The 21,989-nt window shown below is 57.7% G+C and carries 23 protein-coding genes, 1 pseudogene and 1 riboswitch; of the genes and pseudogenes, 9 read left to right on the forward strand and 15 right to left on the reverse strand.

Annotated features, from left to right (window positions below):
* Nucleotides 1–116: 116 nt before the first annotated feature.
* The 3 genes from OMR58_RS18100 (at nucleotide 117) to OMR58_RS18110 (ending at nucleotide 2,011) form a co-directional block, all read left to right on the forward strand.
* On the forward strand, nucleotides 117–1,058 hold the full coding sequence (locus tag OMR58_RS18100; protein WP_264546583.1) for a ketopantoate reductase family protein: 942 nt from the start codon (nucleotides 117–119) through the stop codon (nucleotides 1,056–1,058).
* Between the two features lie 81 nt (nucleotides 1,059–1,139).
* Entirely contained in the window at nucleotides 1,140–1,649 is a 510-nt protein-coding gene (locus OMR58_RS18105) for a thioredoxin family protein (RefSeq protein WP_264546584.1), read from the forward strand.
* Between the two features lie 2 nt (nucleotides 1,650–1,651).
* A complete protein-coding gene (locus tag OMR58_RS18110) occupies nucleotides 1,652–2,011 on the forward strand; it encodes an MmcQ/YjbR family DNA-binding protein (protein ID WP_264546585.1) in 360 nt (119 codons plus the stop codon).
* 1 nt (nucleotide 2,012) lies between these two features.
* Here the strand turns inward: OMR58_RS18110 and OMR58_RS18115 are convergent.
* From OMR58_RS18115 to OMR58_RS18155, 9 genes and pseudogenes are all read right to left on the reverse strand, one after another.
* Nucleotides 2,013–2,168: pseudogene (locus tag OMR58_RS18115) on the reverse strand (DNA-binding protein); the annotation flags it as partial.
* Nucleotides 2,169–2,181: 13 nt separating this feature from the next.
* Nucleotides 2,182–2,412, reverse strand: a complete 231-nt coding sequence (locus OMR58_RS18120) for a DUF1272 domain-containing protein (protein ID WP_200558815.1) — start codon at nucleotides 2,410–2,412, stop codon at nucleotides 2,182–2,184.
* Between the two features lie 162 nt (nucleotides 2,413–2,574).
* Nucleotides 2,575–6,180, reverse strand: a complete 3,606-nt coding sequence (uca, locus tag OMR58_RS18125; protein ID WP_264546586.1) for an urea carboxylase — start codon at nucleotides 6,178–6,180, stop codon at nucleotides 2,575–2,577.
* Nucleotides 6,181–6,257: 77 nt separating this feature from the next.
* The gene (locus tag OMR58_RS18130) at nucleotides 6,258–6,422 is read right to left on the reverse strand and encodes a hypothetical protein (protein ID WP_172606625.1); all 165 of its coding nucleotides are present in this window, start codon (nucleotides 6,420–6,422) and stop codon (nucleotides 6,258–6,260) included.
* On the reverse strand, nucleotides 6,413–7,048 hold the full coding sequence (locus tag OMR58_RS18135) for an urea amidolyase associated protein UAAP2 (RefSeq protein ID WP_264546587.1): 636 nt from the start codon (nucleotides 7,046–7,048) through the stop codon (nucleotides 6,413–6,415). The genes OMR58_RS18130 and OMR58_RS18135 overlap by 10 nt, the downstream gene beginning before the upstream one ends.
* Nucleotides 7,045–7,788, reverse strand: a complete 744-nt coding sequence (locus tag OMR58_RS18140) for an urea amidolyase associated protein UAAP1 (protein WP_264546588.1) — start codon at nucleotides 7,786–7,788, stop codon at nucleotides 7,045–7,047. Before OMR58_RS18140 ends, OMR58_RS18135 begins: the two co-directional genes overlap by 4 nt.
* Entirely contained in the window at nucleotides 7,785–8,573 is a 789-nt protein-coding gene (locus tag OMR58_RS18145; protein WP_264546589.1) for an ABC transporter ATP-binding protein, read from the reverse strand. Before OMR58_RS18145 ends, OMR58_RS18140 begins: the two co-directional genes overlap by 4 nt.
* Nucleotides 8,570–9,385 (reverse strand): ABC transporter permease, encoded by an 816-nt coding sequence (locus tag OMR58_RS18150; protein WP_264546590.1) that lies wholly within the window; start codon nucleotides 9,383–9,385, stop codon nucleotides 8,570–8,572. Before OMR58_RS18150 ends, OMR58_RS18145 begins: the two co-directional genes overlap by 4 nt.
* A 24-nt stretch (nucleotides 9,386–9,409) precedes the next feature.
* Complete coding sequence (locus OMR58_RS18155) at nucleotides 9,410–10,468, reverse strand: putative urea ABC transporter substrate-binding protein (protein ID WP_200558803.1); 1,059 nt, start codon at nucleotides 10,466–10,468, stop codon at nucleotides 9,410–9,412.
* 59 nt (nucleotides 10,469–10,527) lie between these two features.
* A riboswitch (guanidine-I (ykkC/yxkD leader) is annotated at nucleotides 10,528–10,627 on the reverse strand.
* A gap of 269 nt (nucleotides 10,628–10,896) precedes the next feature.
* Here OMR58_RS18155 and OMR58_RS18160 point away from each other — a divergent pair.
* Nucleotides 10,897–11,913, forward strand: a complete 1,017-nt coding sequence (locus tag OMR58_RS18160; protein ID WP_264546591.1) for a lipoate--protein ligase A — start codon at nucleotides 10,897–10,899, stop codon at nucleotides 11,911–11,913.
* Between the two features lie 112 nt (nucleotides 11,914–12,025).
* Here OMR58_RS18160 and OMR58_RS18165 read toward each other — a convergent pair whose 3' ends face one another.
* The 6 genes from OMR58_RS18165 to OMR58_RS18190 all read right to left on the reverse strand — a co-directional run bounded on the left by OMR58_RS18165 (nucleotide 12,026) and on the right by OMR58_RS18190 (nucleotide 16,604).
* The gene (locus tag OMR58_RS18165) at nucleotides 12,026–12,601 is read right to left on the reverse strand and encodes a TerD family protein (protein WP_264546592.1); all 576 of its coding nucleotides are present in this window, start codon (nucleotides 12,599–12,601) and stop codon (nucleotides 12,026–12,028) included.
* Nucleotides 12,602–12,673: 72 nt separating this feature from the next.
* Nucleotides 12,674–13,252 carry a tellurium resistance membrane protein TerD gene (terD, locus tag OMR58_RS18170; RefSeq protein WP_200558801.1) on the reverse strand — a complete coding sequence of 193 codons (579 nt, stop codon included), beginning with the start codon at nucleotides 13,250–13,252 and terminating at the stop codon, nucleotides 12,674–12,676.
* A gap of 59 nt (nucleotides 13,253–13,311) precedes the next feature.
* Entirely contained in the window at nucleotides 13,312–14,349 is a 1,038-nt protein-coding gene (locus OMR58_RS18175; protein ID WP_264546593.1) for a TerC/Alx family metal homeostasis membrane protein, read from the reverse strand.
* 23 nt (nucleotides 14,350–14,372) lie between these two features.
* The gene (locus OMR58_RS18180; RefSeq protein WP_264546594.1) at nucleotides 14,373–14,828 is read right to left on the reverse strand and encodes a tellurite resistance TerB family protein; all 456 of its coding nucleotides are present in this window, start codon (nucleotides 14,826–14,828) and stop codon (nucleotides 14,373–14,375) included.
* Between the two features lie 22 nt (nucleotides 14,829–14,850).
* Nucleotides 14,851–16,023 (reverse strand): TerD family protein, encoded by a 1,173-nt coding sequence (locus OMR58_RS18185; RefSeq protein WP_264546595.1) that lies wholly within the window; start codon nucleotides 16,021–16,023, stop codon nucleotides 14,851–14,853.
* Nucleotides 16,023–16,604, reverse strand: a complete 582-nt coding sequence (locus OMR58_RS18190; RefSeq protein ID WP_105595622.1) for a TerD family protein — start codon at nucleotides 16,602–16,604, stop codon at nucleotides 16,023–16,025. Before OMR58_RS18190 ends, OMR58_RS18185 begins: the two co-directional genes overlap by 1 nt.
* 316 nt (nucleotides 16,605–16,920) lie before the next feature.
* Between OMR58_RS18190 and OMR58_RS18195 the strand changes: the two genes are divergently transcribed.
* Genes OMR58_RS18195 through OMR58_RS18215 form a run of 5 tightly spaced genes read left to right on the forward strand, consistent with a single transcriptional unit; the run spans nucleotide 16,921 to nucleotide 21,923 of the window.
* Entirely contained in the window at nucleotides 16,921–17,976 is a 1,056-nt protein-coding gene (locus OMR58_RS18195; protein WP_264546596.1) for an ATP-grasp domain-containing protein, read from the forward strand.
* A 10-nt stretch (nucleotides 17,977–17,986) separates the two neighbouring features.
* On the forward strand, nucleotides 17,987–19,126 hold the full coding sequence (locus OMR58_RS18200) for a phosphoribosyltransferase domain-containing protein (RefSeq protein WP_205064633.1): 1,140 nt from the start codon (nucleotides 17,987–17,989) through the stop codon (nucleotides 19,124–19,126).
* The gene (locus OMR58_RS18205) at nucleotides 19,119–19,901 is read left to right on the forward strand and encodes a hypothetical protein (RefSeq protein ID WP_264546597.1); all 783 of its coding nucleotides are present in this window, start codon (nucleotides 19,119–19,121) and stop codon (nucleotides 19,899–19,901) included. Before OMR58_RS18200 ends, OMR58_RS18205 begins: the two co-directional genes overlap by 8 nt.
* Entirely contained in the window at nucleotides 19,894–20,967 is a 1,074-nt protein-coding gene (locus OMR58_RS18210; RefSeq protein ID WP_264546598.1) for a cysteine protease StiP family protein, read from the forward strand. Before OMR58_RS18205 ends, OMR58_RS18210 begins: the two co-directional genes overlap by 8 nt.
* Entirely contained in the window at nucleotides 20,967–21,923 is a 957-nt protein-coding gene (locus OMR58_RS18215) for an HpcH/HpaI aldolase/citrate lyase family protein (protein ID WP_264546599.1), read from the forward strand. Before OMR58_RS18210 ends, OMR58_RS18215 begins: the two co-directional genes overlap by 1 nt.
* Nucleotides 21,924–21,989: the final 66 nt, after the last annotated feature.

Below are 21,989 nucleotides of genomic sequence, written 5' to 3' on the forward strand. Positions count from 1 at the left end.
TGAAAGCCGGTGACAGCAATGTCACCGGCTTTTTTGTTGCCCATCTCGGCGAGAGATTGATAGCATGTCGGTTCACGGAGTCTGAACCTTTATGTTTCGCAACGATGGAGTGGATTATGCGTATTTTGATTGTTGGCGCGGGAGCAACCGGCGGTTACTTTGGTGCAAGGCTGGCGCAGGCCGGGCGTGATGTCACCTTCCTGCTGCGCGAGCGTCGCAGCCAGCAGCTACAAAAAAACGGGTTGATCCTGCAAACCCCGCAGGGGCGTGAAACCCTGAACCCCGTAACCCTCCTCGCCGCTGAAATCAGCAGCCCTTTCGATCTCATCGTGCTGACGGTGAAGGGCTTCGGCTTGCAGCAGGCCATGGAGGATATTGCACCGGCAGTCGGTCCGAATACGCTGATCCTCCCTGTCCTCAACGGCATGCGGCATATCGATTTACTTCGCCAGCGCTTTGGCGATCGTCATGTTATCGGCGGACTGTGCAAAATCCACGCTACGCTGGGGGCAGAGGGCGAGATTGTCCAGCTCTCGCCGCTGCATCAGCTATATTACGGCGCGCTCAACGGCGATAACGGCGAAAGACTACAGCAGCTGGATTCTACCCTGCATGACTGCGGCTTTGACGCCTTCCTCAGCGATGCTATCGCCTGTGAGCTGTGGGAAAAATGGCTGCTGCTGAGTACCCTGGGGGCGGTAACCTGCCTGGCCCGCGGTGATACCCGCCAGGTCGTCGCCTCCGGCGGCGGTCAGGCCATGTTAACCGGGCTGTTTAATGAGGTACTTTCTACCCTGATTGCTGAAGGTTATCAGCATCGTCAGGCGCAGACGGACGGCATTTTAACCTGGCTCAGCAACCCGGATACCCCGCTGACATCGTCGATGTATCGCGATTTAATGCAGGGATATGATATTGAAGCCGATCAGATTATTGGCGATCTGGTTCAGCGCGCCCAACGCCATCAGCTGGCGACGCCGCTGCTGAATGCGGTATGGGTCAATTTGCAGGTGTACCTGCTTCAGCGACAGGCATCTTCAGAGACGGCAGCGTCATAACGGCAATACCCAACGCCAGGCTGATATTTCAGCCTGGTCCAGCACGTTGATACCCTACTAATTTACCTTTGGGAGCAGCAGGTGACAGATTTCAATACACTGATCGAACTTGGCGTCGACTATCCGCAGTTTATCCGCCAGGGCAATGATGAGCAGATCCAGCATCTGCTGCGCGAGCAGGCGAAAACCGAACGAGTCGGCTTTCTCTCTGACGAGCTGAAAGGCGAAATCGAACGGCTGGACGGCAGCTACACGCTGCTGGTTGCCGCAGAAATGTGGTGCCCGGACTGCCTGCGCAACGTGCCTGCTTTTCAGGCGCTGTGCCGTTTGGCACCCGATGTGAAGATGAGTATCATTACCCGCGACCAGGCGACGGTGCTGTTCCAACAGCAGTTTGGCGTGGAAAGAGTGAAGATTCCGTTTGCGGCAATCCTTGATGCAGAATTGAATCCGCTCGGCACCTTTATTGAGCGCCCGCAGTCGGTGCTCAACGGTGATGAAGACACCCTGTCCTCCTATAAGCAGGGCGAACGTCTGGCGGACACCGTTGAAGATATCGTGGCGGTTATCCAACAGCATCGGCAGTCTTAATCATGGACGGTGGACAAATTCATGCGGCGGCTATTGCGGCCGCTGAACTGCTCTCCGGTTCAGAATGCAGCTACCCTTTTGGCCCGGAGCATCAGGTGTTTAAGGTGGCGGATAAAATGTTTCTGCTGCTTACCGAGCTGCGCGGGGAAAAAATTATCACCCTGAAGTGCCAGCAGGAACAGGGCGAGCTGCACCGGGCGATCTATGATTCCATTCACCCCGGCTATCACATGAATAAACGCCACTGGATTTCGGTTCATCCGGGCGAGAAAATCACTGCCGGGCTGGTCGAACAGCTGGTGAATGATTCCTGGCGACTGGTGCTCAAGGGCGTGCCGAAATATAAGCATCCGCGCTTTTAAGCGCGGCAGTTAAATGGTGTAATGCCAGCAGAAATGCCTGCTGGCCATCCTCTTCATCAATATCCAGGAAGGCCTGATGCAGATAAACCTGAGCAAAGCTGGGATCTTCGCGCAGAATTTCAATTATTGCCTCATCATGTAAGCTGTCTTTAGCCACAGGTCTCCTCGCTTTATCCTTCCCTCAGCACCCGCACGGTAGAAGCCGGGAACTTCTCCAGCTTGATCGCCGGGCGGATGGGTCTGCGCACCAGTTCACCGCCGCAGTTCGGGCATTTGCCCTGTAGATGTTTCTCTGCGCAGTCGCGGCAAAAGGTACATTCAAACGAACAGATTACCGCATCCAGAGATTCCGGCGGCAGGTTGATATCGCAGTATTCACATCCCGGTCGTAGTTCCAGCATTTACCCCATCCTCGTCGTCGTTTTTTAGTCAGCATACCGTCCGTTTGCCGTCGGCGAAATACCGTTTTCGGACAGCAAACGGACAGAACGGGACAGGATCTCCGTTCCTGCGTGAATACCCGCGTCACGCAGAACGGCACCTGTACCAGAATGTGTGAACGGTCAGTCCTGCTCAATGACCACCACGCACTGCCCGGCCCTGACGGCGGAACCCGGCGCGGCACGTACCTCGCGGACGATCCCGTTGCAGGGAGCCAGCAGTGGGATCTCCATTTTCATCGATTCCAGAATCACCAGAGGCTGACCTTTAGTGACAGTGTCACCCACATTTGCGCTGACCTGCCACAGATTACCGGCAATACTGCTTTCCACCGCCTGATGCCCCGCCGCCAGCGGTTGGTATTCATCCTCAACGGTCCCTTCTTCCTGGCTGTCGAAGTGTGCCTGGCCGGAAGCGATCCAGCGTTGGCGTTCGGCGTCAAACGCAGACTGCTGATGATCGCGGAATGCCGAAATAGTCTGACTTTCCTGCGTCAGAAACGCCTGATAGTCGGCCAGCGCCAGTTCACTTTGCTCGATTCTTAGCGGATAGCGCCCCAGCGGGAAGTCGCGGCGGATAGTTTCCAGATCGGCGGCGCTGACCGGGAAGAAGCGAATACGGTCGAAGAAGCGCAGCAGCCAGGGTTTTCCGTTAAAGTCCGCCACATTGCGATAGCGGTTCCACATTTGCAGGGTGCGGCCAACAAACTGATAGCCTCCAGGCCCTTCCATACCGTAAACGCACAGATAGGCACCGCCGATACCGACTGAGTTTTCGGCGGTCCAGGTGCGTGCCGGATTGTACTTGGTGGTCACCAGACGGTGGCGCGGATCGAGCGGCGTGGCCACCGGTGCGCCGAGATACACGTCACCCAGCCCCATCACCAGATAGCTGGCTTCAAACACCGTACGATAAACCGCATCGATATCCGGCAGATCGTTAATCCGGCGGATAAACTCCAGGTTGCTCGGGCACCAGGGGGCATCGCGGCGCACGGTGGTCATGTATTTATCAATCGCCTGCTGGCACGCCGGATCGTCCCAGGAGAGCGGCAGCCAGACCTCGCGCGACGGCACGCGCAGATCCTGCTGCTGGCAGACGCCCTGCCACAGCGGCGCAATCATCGCCAGCAGCGATTCCAGTGACAGCTCGTCCGGGCGGTAGTGGATTTGTAGCGAGCGGATACCGGGCGTGAGGTCAATGATCGCCGGATTCTGTAGTGCCTCCAGTGCCTGCATCAGGGCGTGTGCACGAAAGCGCAGCACCAGATCCAGCTCCGCCGCGCCGATTTCCAGCAGCAGATGCGTGTCGCCGGACAGGCGGGCGACCAGCCGACGATCGTCCTGGCCGCAGTCCAGCACCACCGGGGACGCGATCGGTGCAGTCAGCCAGCGGTTCTCCTGCGGCTGAAGCGTTGCCAGTTCGGTTTGACGCGCGGCCACCAACCGCCGCGCGGTAGTGATATCGACCGGTACAAAGCGCAGGCGATCGCCCGCCTTGAGCTGCCCAAGCTGCCAGAGGTCCGCCTCAATTACGGTGACCGGGCAGACAAATCCGCCGAGACTTGGGCCGTCGGGACCGAGGATCACCGGCATATCGCCGGTAAAATCCACCGCGCCCACCGCATAGGGATTATCGTGAATATTTGACGGATGCAGCCCCGCTTCACCGCCGCTTTCACGTACCCACTCCGGTTTCGGACCAATCAACCGCACGCCGGTGCGGCTGGAGTTAAAGTGAACCTGCCACTCGGTAGCAAAGAAGACGTCTATCCAGTCAGCGGTAAAGTATTCCGGCGCGCCGTGTGGACCGTAGATTACCCGCAAGGTACGCACCGCCGGCAGCGGCGCGCAGAGTTCAGCAGGAAGCGTGGCTCCAGCGACACTGCCATCGCCATCGCAGGCAGCAAGATGCAGCACATCGCCGATACGTAAGGCACGACCGGCGTGGCCGCCAAACTGACCGAGAGTAAAGGTGCTTTTGCTGCCCAGATACTCCGGCACGGCAATACCGCCGCGCAGGCACAGATAACTACGTGCGCCAGCGCTGGCGATCTCGCCCAGCTTCAGTACGGAACCGGCGGAAACCGCCAGCGTGGTATTCATCGGCAGAGGCACGTCGTCCAGTTCGATGCTGATTTCTGCGCCGGTAATGGCGATAACGGCAGCGGTATTAAAGCGCAGCGTCGGGCCGCTCAGGGTGATTTCCAGCGCCGCGTCGGACGGCGCGTTATCCAGCAGCCTGTTGCCCAGCCTTAGCGCGCGGTCGTCCATCGGTCCCGACGGCGGCACGCCGACCGCCCAGTAACCCAGCCTGCCAGGATAATCCTGTACCGTGGTTTGCGTGCCGGGCTGGAGCACTTCGATAGTTTCGGCCAGATAAACCAGCTGCTCCAGGCAGCGCGTCCACGGCAGGCCGCTGGCGAAAGGCCGATCTGCAAGGATCTGCTGCAGGTACTGACGGTTGGTTTCTACGCCGTACAAACGGGTATTGCCAAGCGCGTCGCTCAACGCGGCGGTCGCTTCTTCACGGCTGTCGGCCCAGGTGATGACTTTTGCCAGCAGCGGATCGAAGAACGGCGGGATTTCGCAGCCCGCTTCAATCCAACTGTCGATGCGCAGCCGCTGACCGTCTGCCCATGGGAAACTGACCTCGGTCAACAGCCCGGGCGACGGCTGGAACTGGCGGGCGGGATCTTCGGCATACAGCCGCGCCTGAATCGAATGCCCCTGCGGCTGCAATCCTGCCGCCAGCTCCGCCAGCGGCGGCAGCGCTCCGGCGGCCAGTTCGATCATCCAGCGAACCAGATCCACGCCCCACACCTGCTCGGTTACGCCGTGCTCCACCTGCAGACGGGTATTGACTTCAAGGAAGTAAAACTGCTGCGCTTCACTGTCATAAACGAACTCCACGGTGCCCGCGCTGCGATAATTAACCGCTTTCGCCAACTGTAGGGCAGCGCTGCACAGCGCGTCTGCCATCCCTTCCGGCAGATTCGGTGCCGGGGTTTCTTCAATGACTTTCTGATTGCGGCGCTGAACCGAGCAGTCGCGTACGCCAAGAGCGATCGCGTCTCCGGCACCATCACCGAAGACCTGGACCTCCAGATGGCGCGCGCGGGTAATGTATTTTTCAATAAACACGCCGCCGTCGCTGAAGTTGTTTTCGCCCAGTCGTTTTACCGTGGCAAACGCGTCGGCCAGTTCGCGGGCATCACCACAGACGCGCATACCAATGCCGCCGCCGCCCGCCGTGCTTTTCAACATCACCGGATAGCCAACCTTTTCTGCGGTGTTTAGCGCATCATCAACGCTGTCCAGCAGATCGCTGCCCTCCAGCAGCGGCACCCCCTGACGGCGGGCCAGATCGCGGGCGGTATGTTTCAGGCCAAACAGCCGCAGCTGCTCCGGGGTCGGGCCGATAAAGGTGATACCTGCCGCTTCGCAGGCGTCGGCAAACGCCGCATTTTCCGACAGGAAGCCGTAACCAGGGTGAATGGCCTGTGCTCCGCTTTCACGTGCGGCCGCAATGATTTTATCCACCACTAAATAGGTTTGCGCCGCAGGCCCGTCGCCAAGGCTGATGGCCTCATCGGCCTGGCTGATATGCAGACTGCCGGCATCCGCTTCGGAAAACACCGCAACGCCGCTGACGTTCATGGTTTTCAGCGTGCGCAGAATGCGACAGGCCAGCGTGGCACGGTTGGCAATAAGGACTTTTGTAAACATGGTTGAGACTCACACTCTGGCGGGCCGTCCCGCCATCAATCCGATCTCCTGTGGTCGTCCACCGGAGAAAAATCGCCTTAACGCGAGCGGGATGATGCGCGCCCGCTGAGGTGGCCCGACGGATCGGACAGCACCGCATAATTTGCGGTGCGGGCTTCCAGCAGCCGCAGGCATAGCAGCCCCGCTTTCTGCCAGAAACGCAGCGGCATCACTAATCGCAAGCGCTGAAAAATTAATTCCATATCAGTACCTCAGCCGCGGTCGGGTTCCAGCCGTTGCAGGGATTGTTCAACTGCGGGCAGTTAGAGATCAGCACGATCACATCGCATTCCGCGTGCAGTTCAACGTACTTACCGGCGGCCGAAATACCGTCGGCAAAGGTCAATCCCCCGTCCGGGGTCACCGGCACGTTCATAAAGAAGTTGATATTCGCAGCGAGGTCGCGCTTTTGCAGGCGACCATCGTGCAGACTGGCGCAGAGGAAGTTGTCGCGGCAGCTGTGCATATGGCGTTTATCCAGCGCATAGCGCACGGTGTTGCTCTCCTGTGAACAGGCACCGCCCAGCGTATCGTGGCGGCCGCAGGTATCGGCAACGATAGTCAACAGCGGGTTGCCGAGGTTGGAGTAAAGTACGCTGCCGGTGGTGAGGTAAACGTTATTCTGGCGGCGCAGCGTGCGCTGGGCATCGTAGCGTTCCCGCGGATTACGGGCACTGTAGAACAGCGTATCCACCGCCTGATTGCCCTCAAGATCGAGCAGGCGCATCGTCTGTCCCTGGCGCACTTCAAACAGAAACGGTTCGCCCGCCGGAATGGTATGGCGGTATATCGCATCGCGGATATCTCGGGTGCTGGCAACGGGATTCATAGTGGGGCTCCATGGCGGCAAAACTGTGTGGTGTTGATCAGCGCGCGGGCGTTCTCAGCGCGGATTTCGGTACAGGACAGCAGCGCAGCGGGAGCGTCCGCCTCTCGGAAGCTCAGGCTGACCGGGCGCGGAGCATACTCGGTCGCCGGGTCCATCGGATGCTGCAGCGCGGTCATAATCACCAGCACGTCGAGCGGCGCGTAAAGTTCGATATAGCTGCCGGGGCGGGAATAGTCGCGTTCGAAATGGAAGTGGCCCTCCTCATCCACCGTAACTTTACTGAACAGGTTCAGGGTCATCAGCAGATCCTGCAGGTTCAAATCCCATTTACCCATCTCGACCAGCAGGTTGTCGGTGCCGTTGCGATAAAAGCCGTTTCTCAGCTCCTGGTAACGACCCTGGCCGTATTTTTCCAACGTTTCAGCCGCATTGAGCACGCCGCCAAAGCTGTCGTGCCAGCCGCAGGTATCCGCCACGATGGCCACCAGAACCCGGCCCATATCGGAATACAGGCAGTGGCCGGTGGTCAGCTTCGCCGTGTGCTGCGCTTTCAGGGTATCCGGCAGATTCAGACGGTCGCTTTTCTCTGCGGCGTTCAGCATCATCAGGCTGACGTTGGCACCGCCGGTGGTATCGGTGATGCGCAGGACCTGTCCGCGACGCAGGATAAATGAGGTGTGTCCGCCGCCCGGCAGAACTTCGCTCTCAGTATCGGCATGATTGTGTTGAGTGGTGTTCACAGGGAAAACTCCTTTACGGCTGAAGCCGACGCAGCGGTCGTCACGATATCGCGTGGCGGCTGGCGCTGCTCGTTCAGCGGGATGTCATAGGTGATCCGGGCGCCGTACGCTTCCGGTTCGTGGGGATCGATACGCACTTTGTCAAACACCAGCAGCCGGGTGCCCAGATGGAACCCTTCGCTCAGATCGTGAGTGACCATAAACACCGTCAGGCGGGTTTCCTGCCACAGTTCCAGTAGCAGCTGGTGCATATCTTTACGGATGCCGGGATCGAGTGCGCCAAAAGGCTCGTCGAGCAGCAGTACGCGCGGCTGCATAATGAACGCCTGGGCAATCGCCAGCCGCTGCTGCATGCCGCCCGATAGCTGGGCAGGGTATTTGTTCAGCGCATGCCCCAGCCCCACCCGTACCAGCAGTGCAGCGGCCTTTTCCCTCGCCTCCCGCTTTTGCTGGCCGAACAGGCGGCCGCTCCAGCGTGAGCGCGGCAGCTCCAGCCCGATGGTGACGTTGTCCAGCACGCTGAGATGGGGAAAAACGGAATAGCGCTGGAACACCACGCCCCGGGTGATATCCGGCTCCGGTTTGAGCGGTTCTCCGTCCAGCAGAATCTGCCCTCGACTGGGCTTTTCCTGGCCCAGTAGCAGACGCAGAAAGGTCGATTTTCCGCAGCCTGATGCCCCGACCATGGTGCAGAACTCCCCTTCGGCAATGTGCAGATTCAGGCGCTCCAGCACCACATGGCGGCCATACTCCTGCCAGATGTTGTCGATGACGATAAAACTCATGACTGTGCTCCTGTCGACCACGGGAACCATTTACGATTCAGATAGCGCAGGCCGAGATCCATCAGCCAGGCCAGCAGAGTGATCCACACCACATAAGGCAGGATCACATCCATCGCCATATAGCGGCGCACCAGAAAAATGCGGTAGCCCAGCCCGGCGGTGGCGGAAATCGCCTCTGCGGAGATCAGGAACAGCCACGCCGCGCCCAGCATTAACCGCAGTGAGACCAGCAGTCGAGACAGCAGCTGCGGCAGCACCACGCGCAGGACCAGCGTCCAGCTGCTGGCCCCCAGCGTTTGCGCTTTAATCAGGATTTCTACCGGGATCTCCCGCGCCCGCTGCTCCAGATCCCGCGCCAGCATCGGCGTGACGCCAATAACAATCAGCATTACCTTCGACAGCTCGTCGAGGCCGAACACGATAAACAGCACCGGCAGTATCGCCAGCGGCGGCACCATCGAAATCACCGTCATAAAGGTCGAAAGCGGTGCGCGCAGCATGGGGAAAACCCCGGAGGCAATGCCGAAGCACAGCCCCAACAGCGCAGCGATGCTCAGCCCGACCAGCAGACGCGCCAGGCTGACCAGCGTATCGGTCCAGAACAGGTAATCGCCGCTGCGTTTGTCCGCTACGAAGGCCATACGGTGCACGGCATCGATCATCTGTCCCAGACCCGGCAGAAGTTTGTCCTGCGGGTTGGCCTCCAGACGGATGGCCAAACCGATCAGCCACGCGGCGATCACCAGCACAAACGGCAGCAGTATCAGCATCAGGCGCGCGCCTGGCGTCGGGTGGCGATTAATTTGCCGCATTGTGTTTACTCCTTGCGCCATCGGTTACAGCTTGCCGTCTGCGGCCATCTGCAGATAGCTGTCGTCGAAGCGCAGTTTCAGGTTGCCGCTGTCGCCCTGCGTCACGCCGCCGGGGAACTGCATGCCGATAAAGTCCGCACTCTGCGCGCCGTCGCCCAGTAGCCCCTTATCAAAGGAGAACTGCGCCACGCGCTGCATGGTTTTTGCCAGCTCGCTGCCGGTTATAAACTGCAGGTTATCGGCCGGGGTATAAAACAGATGGGTAGTTTTCAGCTGAGCCTGATAGCCCACCAGATCGGTGCCGGAGGCTGTCGCCATTTCAGTCAGGGCTTTGTTATCCCCGGCCTTCATCAGCGCCATCATTTCAAACCAGGCACCGGTCAGCGCCTTGCCCAGCGCCGGGTTGTCTTTCAGCACGGCGGTGTTCACCACCATCATGTCGATCAGCTCGCCGGGAACCTGTTGCGAGCCGAACACTTCGGTGGTATCCGGAGTGGCTTTGATTACCGAAAGCTGCGGATTCCAGGCCACGGCGGCCTGCACGCCAGGGGTGGCGAAGGCGGAAACGATATCGGCATCGGAGGTGTTCACTACCGTGACGTCTTTCTCCTGCAGCCCGGCTTTCTCCAGGCCACGCACCAGCAGATAATGCGATACGGACAGCTCAGGCAGATACACCTTCATGCCTTTCAGGTCGTTCAGGGTTTTGCCTTTGCCCTTCAGCACCACGCCGTCGTTGCCTTCGGAATAGCTGCCGAGGATCAGCGCGGTGCTGTCCACGCCGCCGGCAGCAGGAATGGTCAGCGCATCCATATTGGTCATGGTGCAGCCGTCAAACTGCCCGGCGGTGTACTGGTTGATTGACTCGATGTAGTCGTTGAGCTGGGTGACGTGGATTTTAATGCCGTACTTCGCGGCCCACTTATCGATGATGCCGGAGCTGGAAATCTGCCCCCAGGGCATCCAGCCTGCATAGATGGTCCAGCAGACGTTGAATTCTTTCTTGGCGGCGGCCTGCGTCGGCAGGCTGAGAAGCGCGGTGGCGGTAAGGAGACAGGCGCCCAGCAAACGGGATAGTTTCATATCGGACCTCGGTGTCGGCGGAAAAAATACGGGAGCAGCGCTACACCTGCGGTGTTGCTGTCTCCCGGGCTTTTGTCCCGCCGTGTAACCTCAACCGAGGTCGCCAGCTCTCGGACCAGACATCCACGTTGGTGGACCGGAACCCTAGCCTGCTATTTTTTATTAGTTATCTGGGTAACGCTGCTGCTTAGTGAGATAAAAGCAAAAGCTATGCCAGAAGTTCAATTCCATTTTAAACAATGAGTTGCGATAATCAGAACGCGCGAGTTATCTTTTTCTGCCTCACGATCAGGCAGGTTGCATCACTTCAGTGCAGCCCGGCATACGGACGAAGGTGACACGCCGGTCGCCGCAAGAGTATGATCCCTGCGCCGCACTCCCGCCGTCGCGCACTGCCCGGCGGCCTTAATATGGAAATGGAGTTACTGATGTCCTCACTGCGTTTGCTGTTATCTGAATCCTGGGACCCGTGGTTTAACCTTGCAGTGGAAGAGTGCATCTTCCGCCAGATGCCTACCACCCAGCGGGTGCTGTTCCTGTGGCGCAATGCGGAAACGGTGGTCATTGGCCGGGCGCAGAATGCGTGGAAAGAGTGCAATACCCGCCGCATGGAGGAAGATGGCATTCGCCTGGCGCGCCGCAGCAGCGGTGGTGGCGCGGTGTTTCACGACCTCGGCAACTGCTGCTTTACCTTTATGGCCGGTAAGCCGGAGTACGACAAAAGCGTGTCTACCGGGATTATCCTGCACGCGCTGGAAGCATTGGGCATGACGGCGGAAGCTTCAGGGCGCAACGACCTGGTGGTCAGCACCGCCGACGGGATGCGCAAAGTCTCCGGTTCGGCCTATCGTGAAACCCGCGATCGCGGTTTCCATCACGGCACCCTGCTGATGAATGCCGACCTGTCGCGGCTGGCCGACTACCTGAACCCTGACGAGAAAAAGCTACAGGCCAAGGGCATCACTTCGGTACGTTCCCGCGTGGCGAATCTGCAGGAGCTTCAGCCGGATATCAGCTACGAACGAATTTGTGACGCTGTCACACAATCCTTCTTCGACTACTACGGAGACCGCTGTGAGCCGGAGCTGATTTCACCGGAAGCGTTCCCCGACCTCCCCGGCTTTGCCGAAACCTTTGCCCGCCAGAGCAGCTGGGAGTGGAACTTTGGCCAGGCCCCGGATTTCGCCCATCAGCTGGATACCCGCTTCAGCTGGGGCGGCGTGGAGATCCACGTTGACGTTGAGCGCGGCATCATTCAGCGCTGCCGGATTTACACCGACAGCCTGAATCCGGCCCCGCTGGAAGCGTTGCAGGAGCAGCTACAGGGCGTGAAATATCAGCCGCAGAGCGTTTCTCGCCAGGCGGAAGAATTGATTGCTGAGTTTCCGCAGCAGCGGGAAGAGTTGCTGCAGCTGGCAGCGTGGCTGGTGGAAAGTTTGCGCTGAGTGGCACTGCCCGCCGCATTCGCCGCCTGAAACCCAGGTTCGCTCTTGACCACAGCCACCGCAGGCGGACGAAAAAAAACCCGGGCTCGCCGGGTTTTTTATTAACTGATTATCAGACGTTAACGCCGTGCTGGGAAGCCAGCGCGGACAGACCGCCGGCAAAGCCCTGACCTACTGCTTTGAACTTCCACTCTGCGCCGTGGCGATACAGCTCACCGAAGATCATCGCGGTTTCTGTAGAGGCATCTTCAGACAGGTCGAAACGGGCGATTTCGCTGCCGTTATCGTTGTTGTAGATACGCATAAAGCTGTTGCTGACCATACCGAAGTTCTGCTTACGCGCTTCCGCATCATAGATGGTAACCGCGAAGACCAGCTTTTTCACATCGGCCGGGATTTTGCCCAGTTCAACTTTCACCTGCTCATCGTCGCCATCACCCGCACCGGTGCGGTTGTCGCCCTGGTGCTCAACGGAGCCGCAGCTGCTCAGCTTGTTGTTGAAGAAGATAAAACCGCTGTCGCTCAGCACTTTGCCATCTTCGCCAACCATAAAGACTGAAGCATCCAGGTCAAAATCCTGACCGTCGGTTACGCGAGCATCCCAGCCCAGACCGGCCATGGCGATGTTCATGGTTGGTGCTTCTTTGGTGAGGGATACGTTGCCGCCTTTTACGAGAGAAACTGCCATTTTAATGCTCCTGCTGATAATGGGTGATTCGGGCAGCGTCTTACTGCCCGGTTGGAACAATGAATAAAACTATCAGGATGCGTTGATGCCGTACTGGGCACACACGGATGCCAGACCACCGGCATAACCCTGACCGACCGCGCGGAATTTCCACTCGGCGCCGTGGCGATACAGTTCGCCGAACAGCATTGCGGTCTCGGTAGAGGCATCTTCAGTCAGATCGTAACGGGCCACTTCGGTCTGATTGTCGTCGTTAACCAGGCGGATAAACGCACCGGAAACCTGACCAAAGCTCTGACGACGTGCCTGCGCATCGTGGATGGTGACCACGAAGACGATTTTGTCGACGTCGCCCGGGATCAGATCCAGTTTGATTTTCAGTGATTCGTCATCGCCGTCGCCTTCGCCGGTGCGGTTGTCGCCGGTGTGGCTAACGGAACCGTCGGCAGACGTCAGATTATTGTAGAAAATGAAGTCAGCATCGCCGCGAACTTTGCCGCTGGCGGCCAGCAGAAACGCTGACGCATCCAGGTCGAAGTCCTGACCATCGGTAGAACGTGCATCCCAACCCAGACCGACCAGAACATTTTTCATGGTTGGTGCTGCTTTACTCAGGGATACGTTGCCGCCTTTGGATAAAGAAACGCTCATTATATTTTCCTCATAATTAGATTTTCGAATTCGTTTTCAGTAGACGTGGACTACCGCCCTTACTTTTCTTCCTCGGCGTCGGGTTTGCCCGGGAACATCACGCTGAGGATAATCCCCACCGCCAGTACGCCCAGAACCACAAACAGGCTGGTTGTCGCCGAAATGCTGTAACCATGATGCCAGATATGATCGGTAGCATTGAGGCCCAGTTTCGCCGCGATAAAGAACAGCAGGACAATAACCGCCTTCTCCAGATGTACCAGATACTGTTTTAACGCTTCCAGAACAAAGTACAAAGTACGCAGACCAAGGATAGCGAACATCATGGCGCTGTACACAATCAGCGGTTCACGGCTGACGGCGATGATTGCCGGTACAGAGTCGAAGGCGAACATCACGTCGGAAAGTTCAACCACCGCCACGCACAGGAACAGCGGCGTTGCATAGCGCCAGGCTTTCGCACCGCGACCAATGGTCACGTCTTTGTTTTCCGGTTTTGCCAGTTCGGCATCCACTTCTTTCTGGCTCAGAACAAAGGCGTTACCTCTGATTTTCGGCCAGATTGGGAAGAAGCGTTTGACCATGCGGTAGGCCAGATGCTGCGAATAGTCTTCGATTTCTTCACTGTCATCGCCGCTTTTCAGCATCATGACCGCGGTCCAGGCCACGATAATGGCAAAGACAACCTCAACGTAGGGACCCAGGCTGAGCAGCCCGGTACCAATCGCCACAAAGATACCCCTGAAGACGATGGCACCAATGATCCCCCAGTACAGCACGCGGTGACGGTAGCGGTCCGGTACGGCAAACCACGAGAAAATCGCCATCATCACGAACAGGTTATCAACCGACAGCACTTTCTCCAGCGCATAACCGGTAACAAACAGGCTGGCCACTTCCGCGCCGTGGTGCACGTACAGGAAGCCGGCAAAGCCCAGTGCAACAGCGACCCAGAACAGGGACCACAGTGCGGCACTTTTCAGCGATATTGGCTTGTCATCGCGATGCATGAACAGGTCAATAAGAATGGCTCCGACAGCCAGTACTACGAAAACAATGACTGTCTCTGTCGGAAAGCCGATATGCGTGGATACCATAGTTAACCCTTAGAGGTGGGACATCAAAGGCCGAATTCAGCCGGTTCAAAACCGAGCGCGATAGCAATTTCGCGAACGGCGCGTTGCTCATCCGGGTCAAAGTTACCGTCGCTCTTCGCTACGGCGATACCCACGCGCAGCGCAAGCTGAGCTGCTTCCGGCTGGTCTTTGAGGGCCAGGATGTACTTCATGGTTTCACCTTTGCCGATCTCAATGTCGAAATCGAAGCTGGTCACCAGTTTGTTGAAGAACTCAATAACTTCTGAGGTATCGAACACTTTCAGTTCGTCCGAAGCACGCAGGAAGCCGATCATCTTCTGCTTCTCTTCCGCGCTAACGCCGTCGCTGGCAACGGCGATACGTGCACAAACGGCCACGGTACCCTGCATGAATTTTTTGTTCTTAAAACGGCTCACCTGCCTGGTTAGTTCATCACGGCTGGTGTTAAATGCGCCTTTTACCTTGTCAAAGAAACCCATGTTTATTTTCCTCTGTGAATAATTATTTAGAACCCGCTTTCCAGCGAAATCCCCAGCCGAAGGCTTCATCCATGTCGGAGTGGCCTTTGAAGAACTGGTTAATACGTTCGACTTTGATATTGCCGTTTTCGTTCACCAGGCGGGCGATCGCACACATATTGCGGCGGTCCTGCCCTTCGGTCAGGCGCGTTTCAATTGGCGGCTGGTCCGGGATATGCAGCGTCACTACGCCATCAGTTTTATCCCAGCTCGGCACACCTTCGTAGATGAAGGCATAGATCAGCACTTCACGAATGTGCTTCCACTCGCGGCCGTTGATATGCATCCACTCTCCGTCGCTGACGGCTCCGGTACGGTCATCGCCCTTCAGATGCACGTAGGGTTTATCGTGGAACGACCCAAACGTGTTGCCCAGCGCCTGAATCACCCCTTTGCTGCCGTCGTTAAGCTCGACAAACGCGCCAAGATCGAGATCGATGCCCTTGTTACCGCCGAAGAACGATTTCAACCCGCCCGATGAAGCCGGGGCACGATGCCAGTTCAGATTGATGCGGATCTCACCGAAGTTATCGCGCTTGGTCAGACTGATCGCCGGTTTTTCTTTCGTCAGCGTGACTTTGCTCAGGTTGATTTTACTGGCCGGTGCTGGCGCGGGCGTTGGGGCCGGAGCAGCAGCAGGTGCTGGAGCTGGTGCCGGCGTATCCGCCACATCCACGCCAAAATGTTCGGCCAGCGGCTTCAGCCCGCCGTTAAAGCCCTGGGCGATAAAGCGGAATTTCCACTCTGCATTGCGGCGATAAAACTCACCGAGAATGAGAGCCGCTTCCTGACGGCCGCTGATATCCACATTGCCGTTCAGCAGCACTTCGCCTGAAGATTCGACCTGAATCGCCAGACGTTGCAGGCCCGCGACGGTTTGCGCACCGTCGCAGGTGACAGTAAACGCCACTTTCTGCACGGCAGCCTGCAATCGGCTGAGATCGACAGTGAAAGCGGTGTTATTACCCTGCGCATTCAGGCTGATGGTGCCATCGTTGTTTTGAGGCTGGCCGTAGAACACCATATCGGCGTCACCCTGCACCTTGCCATTTTCAAACAGGCGGAAAGCGGAGGCGTCTACCGATGCGCCCGACAGCACGCGCACTGTCAGGGTCTGAGCGGGAACGGGGGCATTGCCCCCCGGAGTCATATTCATTAGCGCACCACTGTGGCAACAATGTCGGTATGCATCGCATCGATAGTGCGGCCGCTGCACGCTTTACCGTGAGCGGTAAAGTCCCACAGGCCGTGATTGCGGTGTAGAGAGGCGATAACGATACCGGTATGAGCGCCCTGCTCGGTCAGCTGATAACGCGCCAGTTCTTTACCCGCCTGATCCACTACGCGACAGAAGGCGTTTTCAACATCGTTAAACGACTGACCGCGGAAGCTGTTAACGGTAAAAGCCAGATACTCAACGTCGGAAGGCAGACGAGACAGATCAACGTTAATGATTTCATCATCGCCGTCGCCTTCGCCCGTCAGGTTGTCACCGCTGTGAACCACTGAGCCGCAGTCGGATTTGAGTTTGCGGAACCAGATGGTGTCGATTTCGCTACCTGATTTATCCAGCAAAACACAGCCTGCATCGAGGTCGATGTCACCATCGCCGCCAAAGATCTTACCAAACAGGCCTTTCTTCTTTACCGGGTCCCAGCCGAGGCCGAAATGCAGTTTATTAATCGCGGAAGACTGCTTGCTGAGTGATACAGTCTGGTTCTTGCTTAATGAAACCATGGTCATAATTCCTTAAGATGAGTAATGAAAAAGGCGACTGACTTTTACGTCACAATCCTTGAGGTAGAAAATCATATCATGATGATGTTCTTGCACAAGATCCTTTTTTTTGTTCATTTATGAAATTAATTTAAGATATTGATTTATATCATTTTTAATGATTAAAAAATAAATATACTCTCGTATTATTTACACTTCTTTAGATGAAACTGGTACGTCTTTACGTTAATCATAATATGATTGACAACATTCTTCTGGCTCCCTACACTCGATGCTCATTTGCTGTGCAACTTTTCTCCCGGTGGATAAATACAGAATGACAATGAACATTTGGCTGATGGAAGGTTTGTCCTCACAGCGCGATATTATTCAGGGTATCACTGCTGCTGCTGAAGCATCGCAGCAGCCGATTTCCGTTTTCGCGTCACATCGTCATCAACGTAATGAAATTCTTTCTCAGGCCGACTTTGCTCTGATTGAACCTGCGGAAGACGAGCGGCGGCTGGCGTTTATTCTTTCCAGGGTCGAACAGCACGGTATTCGGGCGATTCATACCGGGCGCAATGCCCGCTGGTTCGAATCCCGCCGCGCGGAGATTGAAACCAGTGGAGCCACTCTGACCACCGGCGCTACCCGGGTTGAAATGCTGGATCTCGCCGATGACAAAGTCAGCTTTGCTGAGTCGATGGCGCAGCACGGGCTGCCGGTCGTCCCCTCCATGCGCATTGACTCCACATCGCAGCTGCGCCAGCTGCTGCTGGACTCGCCGTTTGGCGATGCGCCCCTGTGCGTGAAGCCGGTTACAGGTATTTATGGCATGGGTTTCTGGCGTTTTGATGAATCTGCCTCGCCGATGGCTGCATTTACCCACCCCGATAGCCGCCGGGTCCATCCGCATTTCTATTTACAGGCGCTGGACGCTGCCGATCGCGTTGAGCCGCTGGTGCTGATGCCCTGGCTGCCCGGTCCGGAGTATTCCGTTGATATGCTGGTTGAAAAAGGATCTGTGCTGGCGGCGGTAGCACGACGCAAGGACGGCGCGCTGCAACATCTGGAAAACAGTGGTGAAGCTTATGAACTCGGACGCGCCTGCGCCGAAGCGATGGAGGCCGACGGGCTGGTGAATGTACAAACCCGCCATGATGCCAGTGGAAAACCGCTGCTGCTGGAAATCAACATGCGCCCTTCCGGCGGTATCGGCTACACCCGCTTTAGCGGCGTCAATCTGCCCGGCCTGTTCGCCATGCGACGCCTGGGTCTGATGACCGCACAGCAGGTACGTGACCGCGCCATCCGTGATTTTTCGCCTGCCACTGTGCGATCGATAACTGACGTTGTGCGTTATCAACCGCTGACCAACCTGATCCCGTAAGGAAACGAGAATGACTGCAATCTCTTCGCCACTGTGGCGCAAAACCTTAACCTGCGGCACGCTGAGCGTAACGCCAAACGGTAACACCATCCCGCTGGATGATTTGTTCGACGTAGCCGAACGCCGTAATCCGAAACGCGCTTTTTTGTTTGTCAGTAAAGTGCTGGGTCGCCATATTCCGGTCAGCCCGGCCACCATGCGCGGTGTTTATCGCCAGCTTGCCGCGCAGTTCCCCGCGCTGCCTGAAGGCCCGGTGCTGTTTATCGGCATGGCGGAAACCGCCGTGGGTCTGGGGGCGGGCGTGTTTGATGAGATGCGCCAGCGCGCGCCGGAGTCGGTCTATCTCAGTTCAACGCGGCATCCGGTTAGCGGCGAGCTGCTGTGTGAGTTTAAAGAAGACCACAGCCACGCAACCGACCACCTGCTCTACTTACCCGCTGACGTTGAGTTACGCCGCCGGGTACAGAACGCCCGCACGCTGGTACTGATTGATGATGAAGCCACCACCGGCAACACCTTTATTAATCTGCTGGCCGCGCTGAGAAACGACGCCGGACTGACCGGTATCGAGCGGGTGATCACCGTGACACTCACTGACTGGAGCGGCGAAGCGATTGCCAGAGCCTGCCCGCTACCGGTGACCACCGTGGCGCTGGTGCGCGGCGACTGGCACTGGGAGAAAAACCCGGATGCGCCGATCCCGATTATGCCGGCGGTGAACGTAACCGCCAGCGGCAGCGTACCGGTCACCGGGCGGCAAAACTGGGGCCGTCTGGGCATGGACGCTCCGGCAGGCGATCTTGGCAAAGATATCGTCGCGTCCGTGGGGGAAAAGATCCTTGTGCTCGGCACCAGCGAATTTATCTGGGAACCCTTCCTGCTGGCGGAACGCCTGGAACGTCAGGGTGCCGAGGTGAAGTACAGCTCCACCACCCGCTCGCCGATAGCGACCGGATTTGCCATTCAGTCGGCAATTGCTTTCAGCGATAACTACGGACTGGGCATTCCGAACTATGTTTACAACGTGGCCCATCAGCAGTTTGACCGCATTCTGCTGTGCAGCGAAACGCCTGCCGACAGCCTCGATCCTGCGCTGATTGCCGCACTCTCCCGGGTTGCGCCTCAGGTTGAGGTACTCAGCTATGAATAAGCCGGTAATTTTCTCCGATCTTGACGACACGCTGTTTCAGACCCGCCGCAAAATGGTCGATGAGCTGGCTCTGGAGCCGTTTCGCACCGGCGCGCTGGACCGCAGCCTGCAACCGCGCAGCTTTATGACCGAAGAACAGGCAATGCTGGTTGACTGGATGCTGGAACACGGCGACTTAATCCCCGTCACCGCACGCGGCACTGAAGAGATCGCCCGCGTTGAAATCCCTTTCCGCTCCTGGGCTGTTGCTACCCACGGTGCGGTGATCCTTAATCCACAGGGTGAAGCGGATGCCGAATGGCGGGCGCTGATGCTGGCAAAACTGGCACCGTATGCGGCGCAGCTGCTAACCATGCAGCAGCAGATCACCGAGTTGATGGCGAAGCGCAATATCAACGGCTGGGCGCGTATCAACTATGAATACGAGCAGACGCCGATCTATCTGGTCATGAAGCATCGCGACAGCACCAAACTGGACGAACTGTACGCCATCGCCGATGAGATCGAGCAGCAGTTCCCCACCGCAGGCTGGTATATCCATCGCAACAGCAACAACGTGGCCTGGCTGCCGGTGGTGGTGGAAAAAGGGCTGGCGGTCAGTTTCCTGTTGGAACGGCTGCGCGCCGAGCGCGGCGTGTTTCCGGTGATTGGTCTCGGCGACAGCCTGAGCGATCATCGCTTTATGAAGCTGTGCAGCTGGTACGGCCTGCCGCGCCAGAGTCAGTTTGCAGATCATATTAACGAAGCGCTGTTCAGGGAGGCCGACCATGACTGATTTTCTGCCGTTTTCTGGCTCCTATCATCCGCAGGACGTTCATTTTCTGCTGACGCCGGTGGAAATGGAAATGACGCCGGTCGACCGCAAAGAAGCGCTGATCCAGTCCGGGGCGAAGCACTATTCAGAAATGCTGAGCCAGGAGCCGGAGCCAACCGAATGGCATCTGGATTTGTTTGCCCGCGCGCTTGAGCACGGCGCGGAGCGGCTGGCAAAAGAAGTAGCGATGCTGGCGCAGGCGCTGATTGAGCGCTTTCCCGATACGCCGGTAGTGCTGGCAAGTCTGGTGCGTGCCGGGGTGCCGCTGGGTGTGATGCTGCAGCAGGCGCTGCGCGATTGCGGAAAGGAATCTTATCATTACGGTATCAGCATTATCCGCGATCGCGGCATTGATAGCGCCGCGCTGGACTGGATTGAACAGCGCCACGGTACGGAAGGCCTTGTTTTCGTTGACGGCTGGACCGGCAAAGGGGCTATCACCGGTGAGTTAATTCGTTCACTCAAGGATCGCCCAGGCTATCCGGCTTATCCGCGCCTTGTGGTGCTGGCCGATCCCTGTGGTCGTTCCTGGCTGTCGGCCAGCGACGACGACTGGCTGATTCCGTTTGGCATTATGGGCGCGCCGGTTTCCGGCATGATTTCACGCTCGATCTGGCGAAGCGAAGGGTTCCACGGCTGCGTGATTTGCCATCATCTCGAACGCTTCGAATGCAGCCGTCACCTGGTGGAGACGGTCGCCGCTCGCCGTCGCCTGCTGGGTAAGGTGAAGGCCTGCGCGTGGGATCCCGAGCAGAATGCCGGACTGCGGCAGCAGAGTGAAGCGGTCATCAAGCAACTGGCGGAGCAATACGACATCACCAGTATTAATCGCATCAAACCCGGCATTGCTGAAGCCACACGAGCCGTGCTGCGCCGCGTGCCGGATCACGTGCTGGTGCGTTCGACCGACGATGCCGATGTCGCGCTGCTGCTGCATCTGGCGCATGAGAAAAGCATCGCGGTAACCGCCGTGGGCGAGGCCATTGGTCAGTATCGGGCGGTCACCATTATCAAGAAGGTACTCTGATGAACGAACGGCTTTCTCCCTGGCGCCTGGGCGCAACGCTGTACATGCCCGCTACCCGCACGGATATCGCTGACGCCGTGCTGCACAATAAGATTGATGGGTTGCGTTCGCTGGTTATCTGTCTTGAAGATGCCGTCAGCGACGCCGATATTCCCCTGGCCCGCCGCAACCTGCGCCAGGTTTTGACGCAACTGGCAGAGGCCAAAAAGTTACAGGGTAACGCAAGCTGGCCGCTGGTATTTGTCCGCCCGCGCGATATCACTATGGGGGCGGAACTGGCCGCCGACTGGGACCTGAGCGGTGTCGATGGTCTTGTACTGCCCAAATTCACGCGCCACTGCCTGCCTGTCTGGTGGGCAATGCTCAAGGATTCTCACCTGTGCATGATGCCAACGCTGGAAACTGAAGAAGTGTTCGACGTGGTGCAGATGCGAAAGCTGGCCGCTGCACTGGCGAATCATCCGTGTCGTCAGCGTATTATTGCCCTGCGTATCGGCGGTAATGATTTAATGAATGTCGTCTCACTGCGCCGTTCGCGGGAGTTCACCCTGTATGACGGCCCGATGGGCTACGTGATTAAAATGCTGGTTTCGGTCTTTGCCACGCGGGATTTTGCCCTGACCGCGCCGGTTTGTGAGCACATTGACGATCGGCAAATCATGGATCGTGAACTGGCGTTGGATATGCTGCACGGACTGGTGGGTAAAACCGCCATTCACCCCAGCCAGATTGGCATCATCGACGCTGCGCTAATGGTGTCGGCCAGCGATCACGCTGATGCCTTGCGCATCCTTAATTCCAGTCAGGCGGTATTTAAGTCGCAGGGCGCGATGTGCGAACCGGCCACCCATCGCCGCTGGGCCTCAGCCATCCTTGCTCGTGCCCAGGTATACGGCATTGTTAGCGAGAAAAATCAGGATGCGATCAGGCTGATGACCGCACTGACCAAAAGCTGAGCTAATCCTCAGACGATACTGCCAGCAAATGCCTTTCCCGTGCTATGCTGCCAGGCCATAAAACTA

Origin of the sequence: Erwinia sp. INIA01 (assembly GCF_025947915.1) — a bacterium.
GTDB classification, from domain to species: Bacteria; Pseudomonadota; Gammaproteobacteria; order Enterobacterales; family Enterobacteriaceae; genus Erwinia; species Erwinia coffeiphila.

Bases quoted from the DNA above. Each gene is read 5' to 3' on its own strand.
- OMR58_RS18110 (WP_264546585.1), top strand. From the start codon at position 1,652: ATGGACGGTGGACAAATTCATGCGGCGGCTATTGCGGCCGCTGAACTG.
- OMR58_RS18195 (WP_264546596.1), top strand. From the start codon at position 16,921: ATGACAATGAACATTTGGCTGATGGAAGGTTTGTCCTCACAGCGCGAT.
- OMR58_RS18100 (WP_264546583.1), top strand. From the start codon at position 117: ATGCGTATTTTGATTGTTGGCGCGGGAGCAACCGGCGGTTACTTTGGT.
- OMR58_RS18155 (WP_200558803.1), bottom strand. From the start codon at position 10,468: ATGAAACTATCCCGTTTGCTGGGCGCCTGTCTCCTTACCGCCACCGCG.
- OMR58_RS18210 (WP_264546598.1), top strand. From the start codon at position 19,894: ATGACTGATTTTCTGCCGTTTTCTGGCTCCTATCATCCGCAGGACGTT.
- OMR58_RS18205 (WP_264546597.1), top strand. From the start codon at position 19,119: ATGAATAAGCCGGTAATTTTCTCCGATCTTGACGACACGCTGTTTCAG.
- OMR58_RS18190 (WP_105595622.1), bottom strand. From the start codon at position 16,604: ATGGTTTCATTAAGCAAGAACCAGACTGTATCACTCAGCAAGCAGTCT.
- OMR58_RS18215 (WP_264546599.1), top strand. From the start codon at position 20,967: ATGAACGAACGGCTTTCTCCCTGGCGCCTGGGCGCAACGCTGTACATG.
- OMR58_RS18135 (WP_264546587.1), bottom strand. From the start codon at position 7,048: ATGAATCCCGTTGCCAGCACCCGAGATATCCGCGATGCGATATACCGC.
- terD (WP_200558801.1), bottom strand. From the start codon at position 13,252: ATGAGCGTTTCTTTATCCAAAGGCGGCAACGTATCCCTGAGTAAAGCA.
- OMR58_RS18145 (WP_264546589.1), bottom strand. From the start codon at position 8,573: ATGAGTTTTATCGTCATCGACAACATCTGGCAGGAGTATGGCCGCCAT.
- uca (WP_264546586.1), bottom strand. From the start codon at position 6,180: ATGTTTACAAAAGTCCTTATTGCCAACCGTGCCACGCTGGCCTGTCGC.
- OMR58_RS18185 (WP_264546595.1), bottom strand. From the start codon at position 16,023: ATGAATATGACTCCGGGGGGCAATGCCCCCGTTCCCGCTCAGACCCTG.
- OMR58_RS18120 (WP_200558815.1), bottom strand. From the start codon at position 2,412: ATGCTGGAACTACGACCGGGATGTGAATACTGCGATATCAACCTGCCG.
- OMR58_RS18130 (WP_172606625.1), bottom strand. From the start codon at position 6,422: ATGGAATTAATTTTTCAGCGCTTGCGATTAGTGATGCCGCTGCGTTTC.
- OMR58_RS18180 (WP_264546594.1), bottom strand. From the start codon at position 14,828: ATGGGTTTCTTTGACAAGGTAAAAGGCGCATTTAACACCAGCCGTGAT.
- OMR58_RS18175 (WP_264546593.1), bottom strand. From the start codon at position 14,349: ATGGTATCCACGCATATCGGCTTTCCGACAGAGACAGTCATTGTTTTC.
- OMR58_RS18150 (WP_264546590.1), bottom strand. From the start codon at position 9,385: ATGCGGCAAATTAATCGCCACCCGACGCCAGGCGCGCGCCTGATGCTG.
- OMR58_RS18200 (WP_205064633.1), top strand. From the start codon at position 17,987: ATGACTGCAATCTCTTCGCCACTGTGGCGCAAAACCTTAACCTGCGGC.
- OMR58_RS18165 (WP_264546592.1), bottom strand. From the start codon at position 12,601: ATGGCAGTTTCTCTCGTAAAAGGCGGCAACGTATCCCTCACCAAAGAA.
- OMR58_RS18160 (WP_264546591.1), top strand. From the start codon at position 10,897: ATGTCCTCACTGCGTTTGCTGTTATCTGAATCCTGGGACCCGTGGTTT.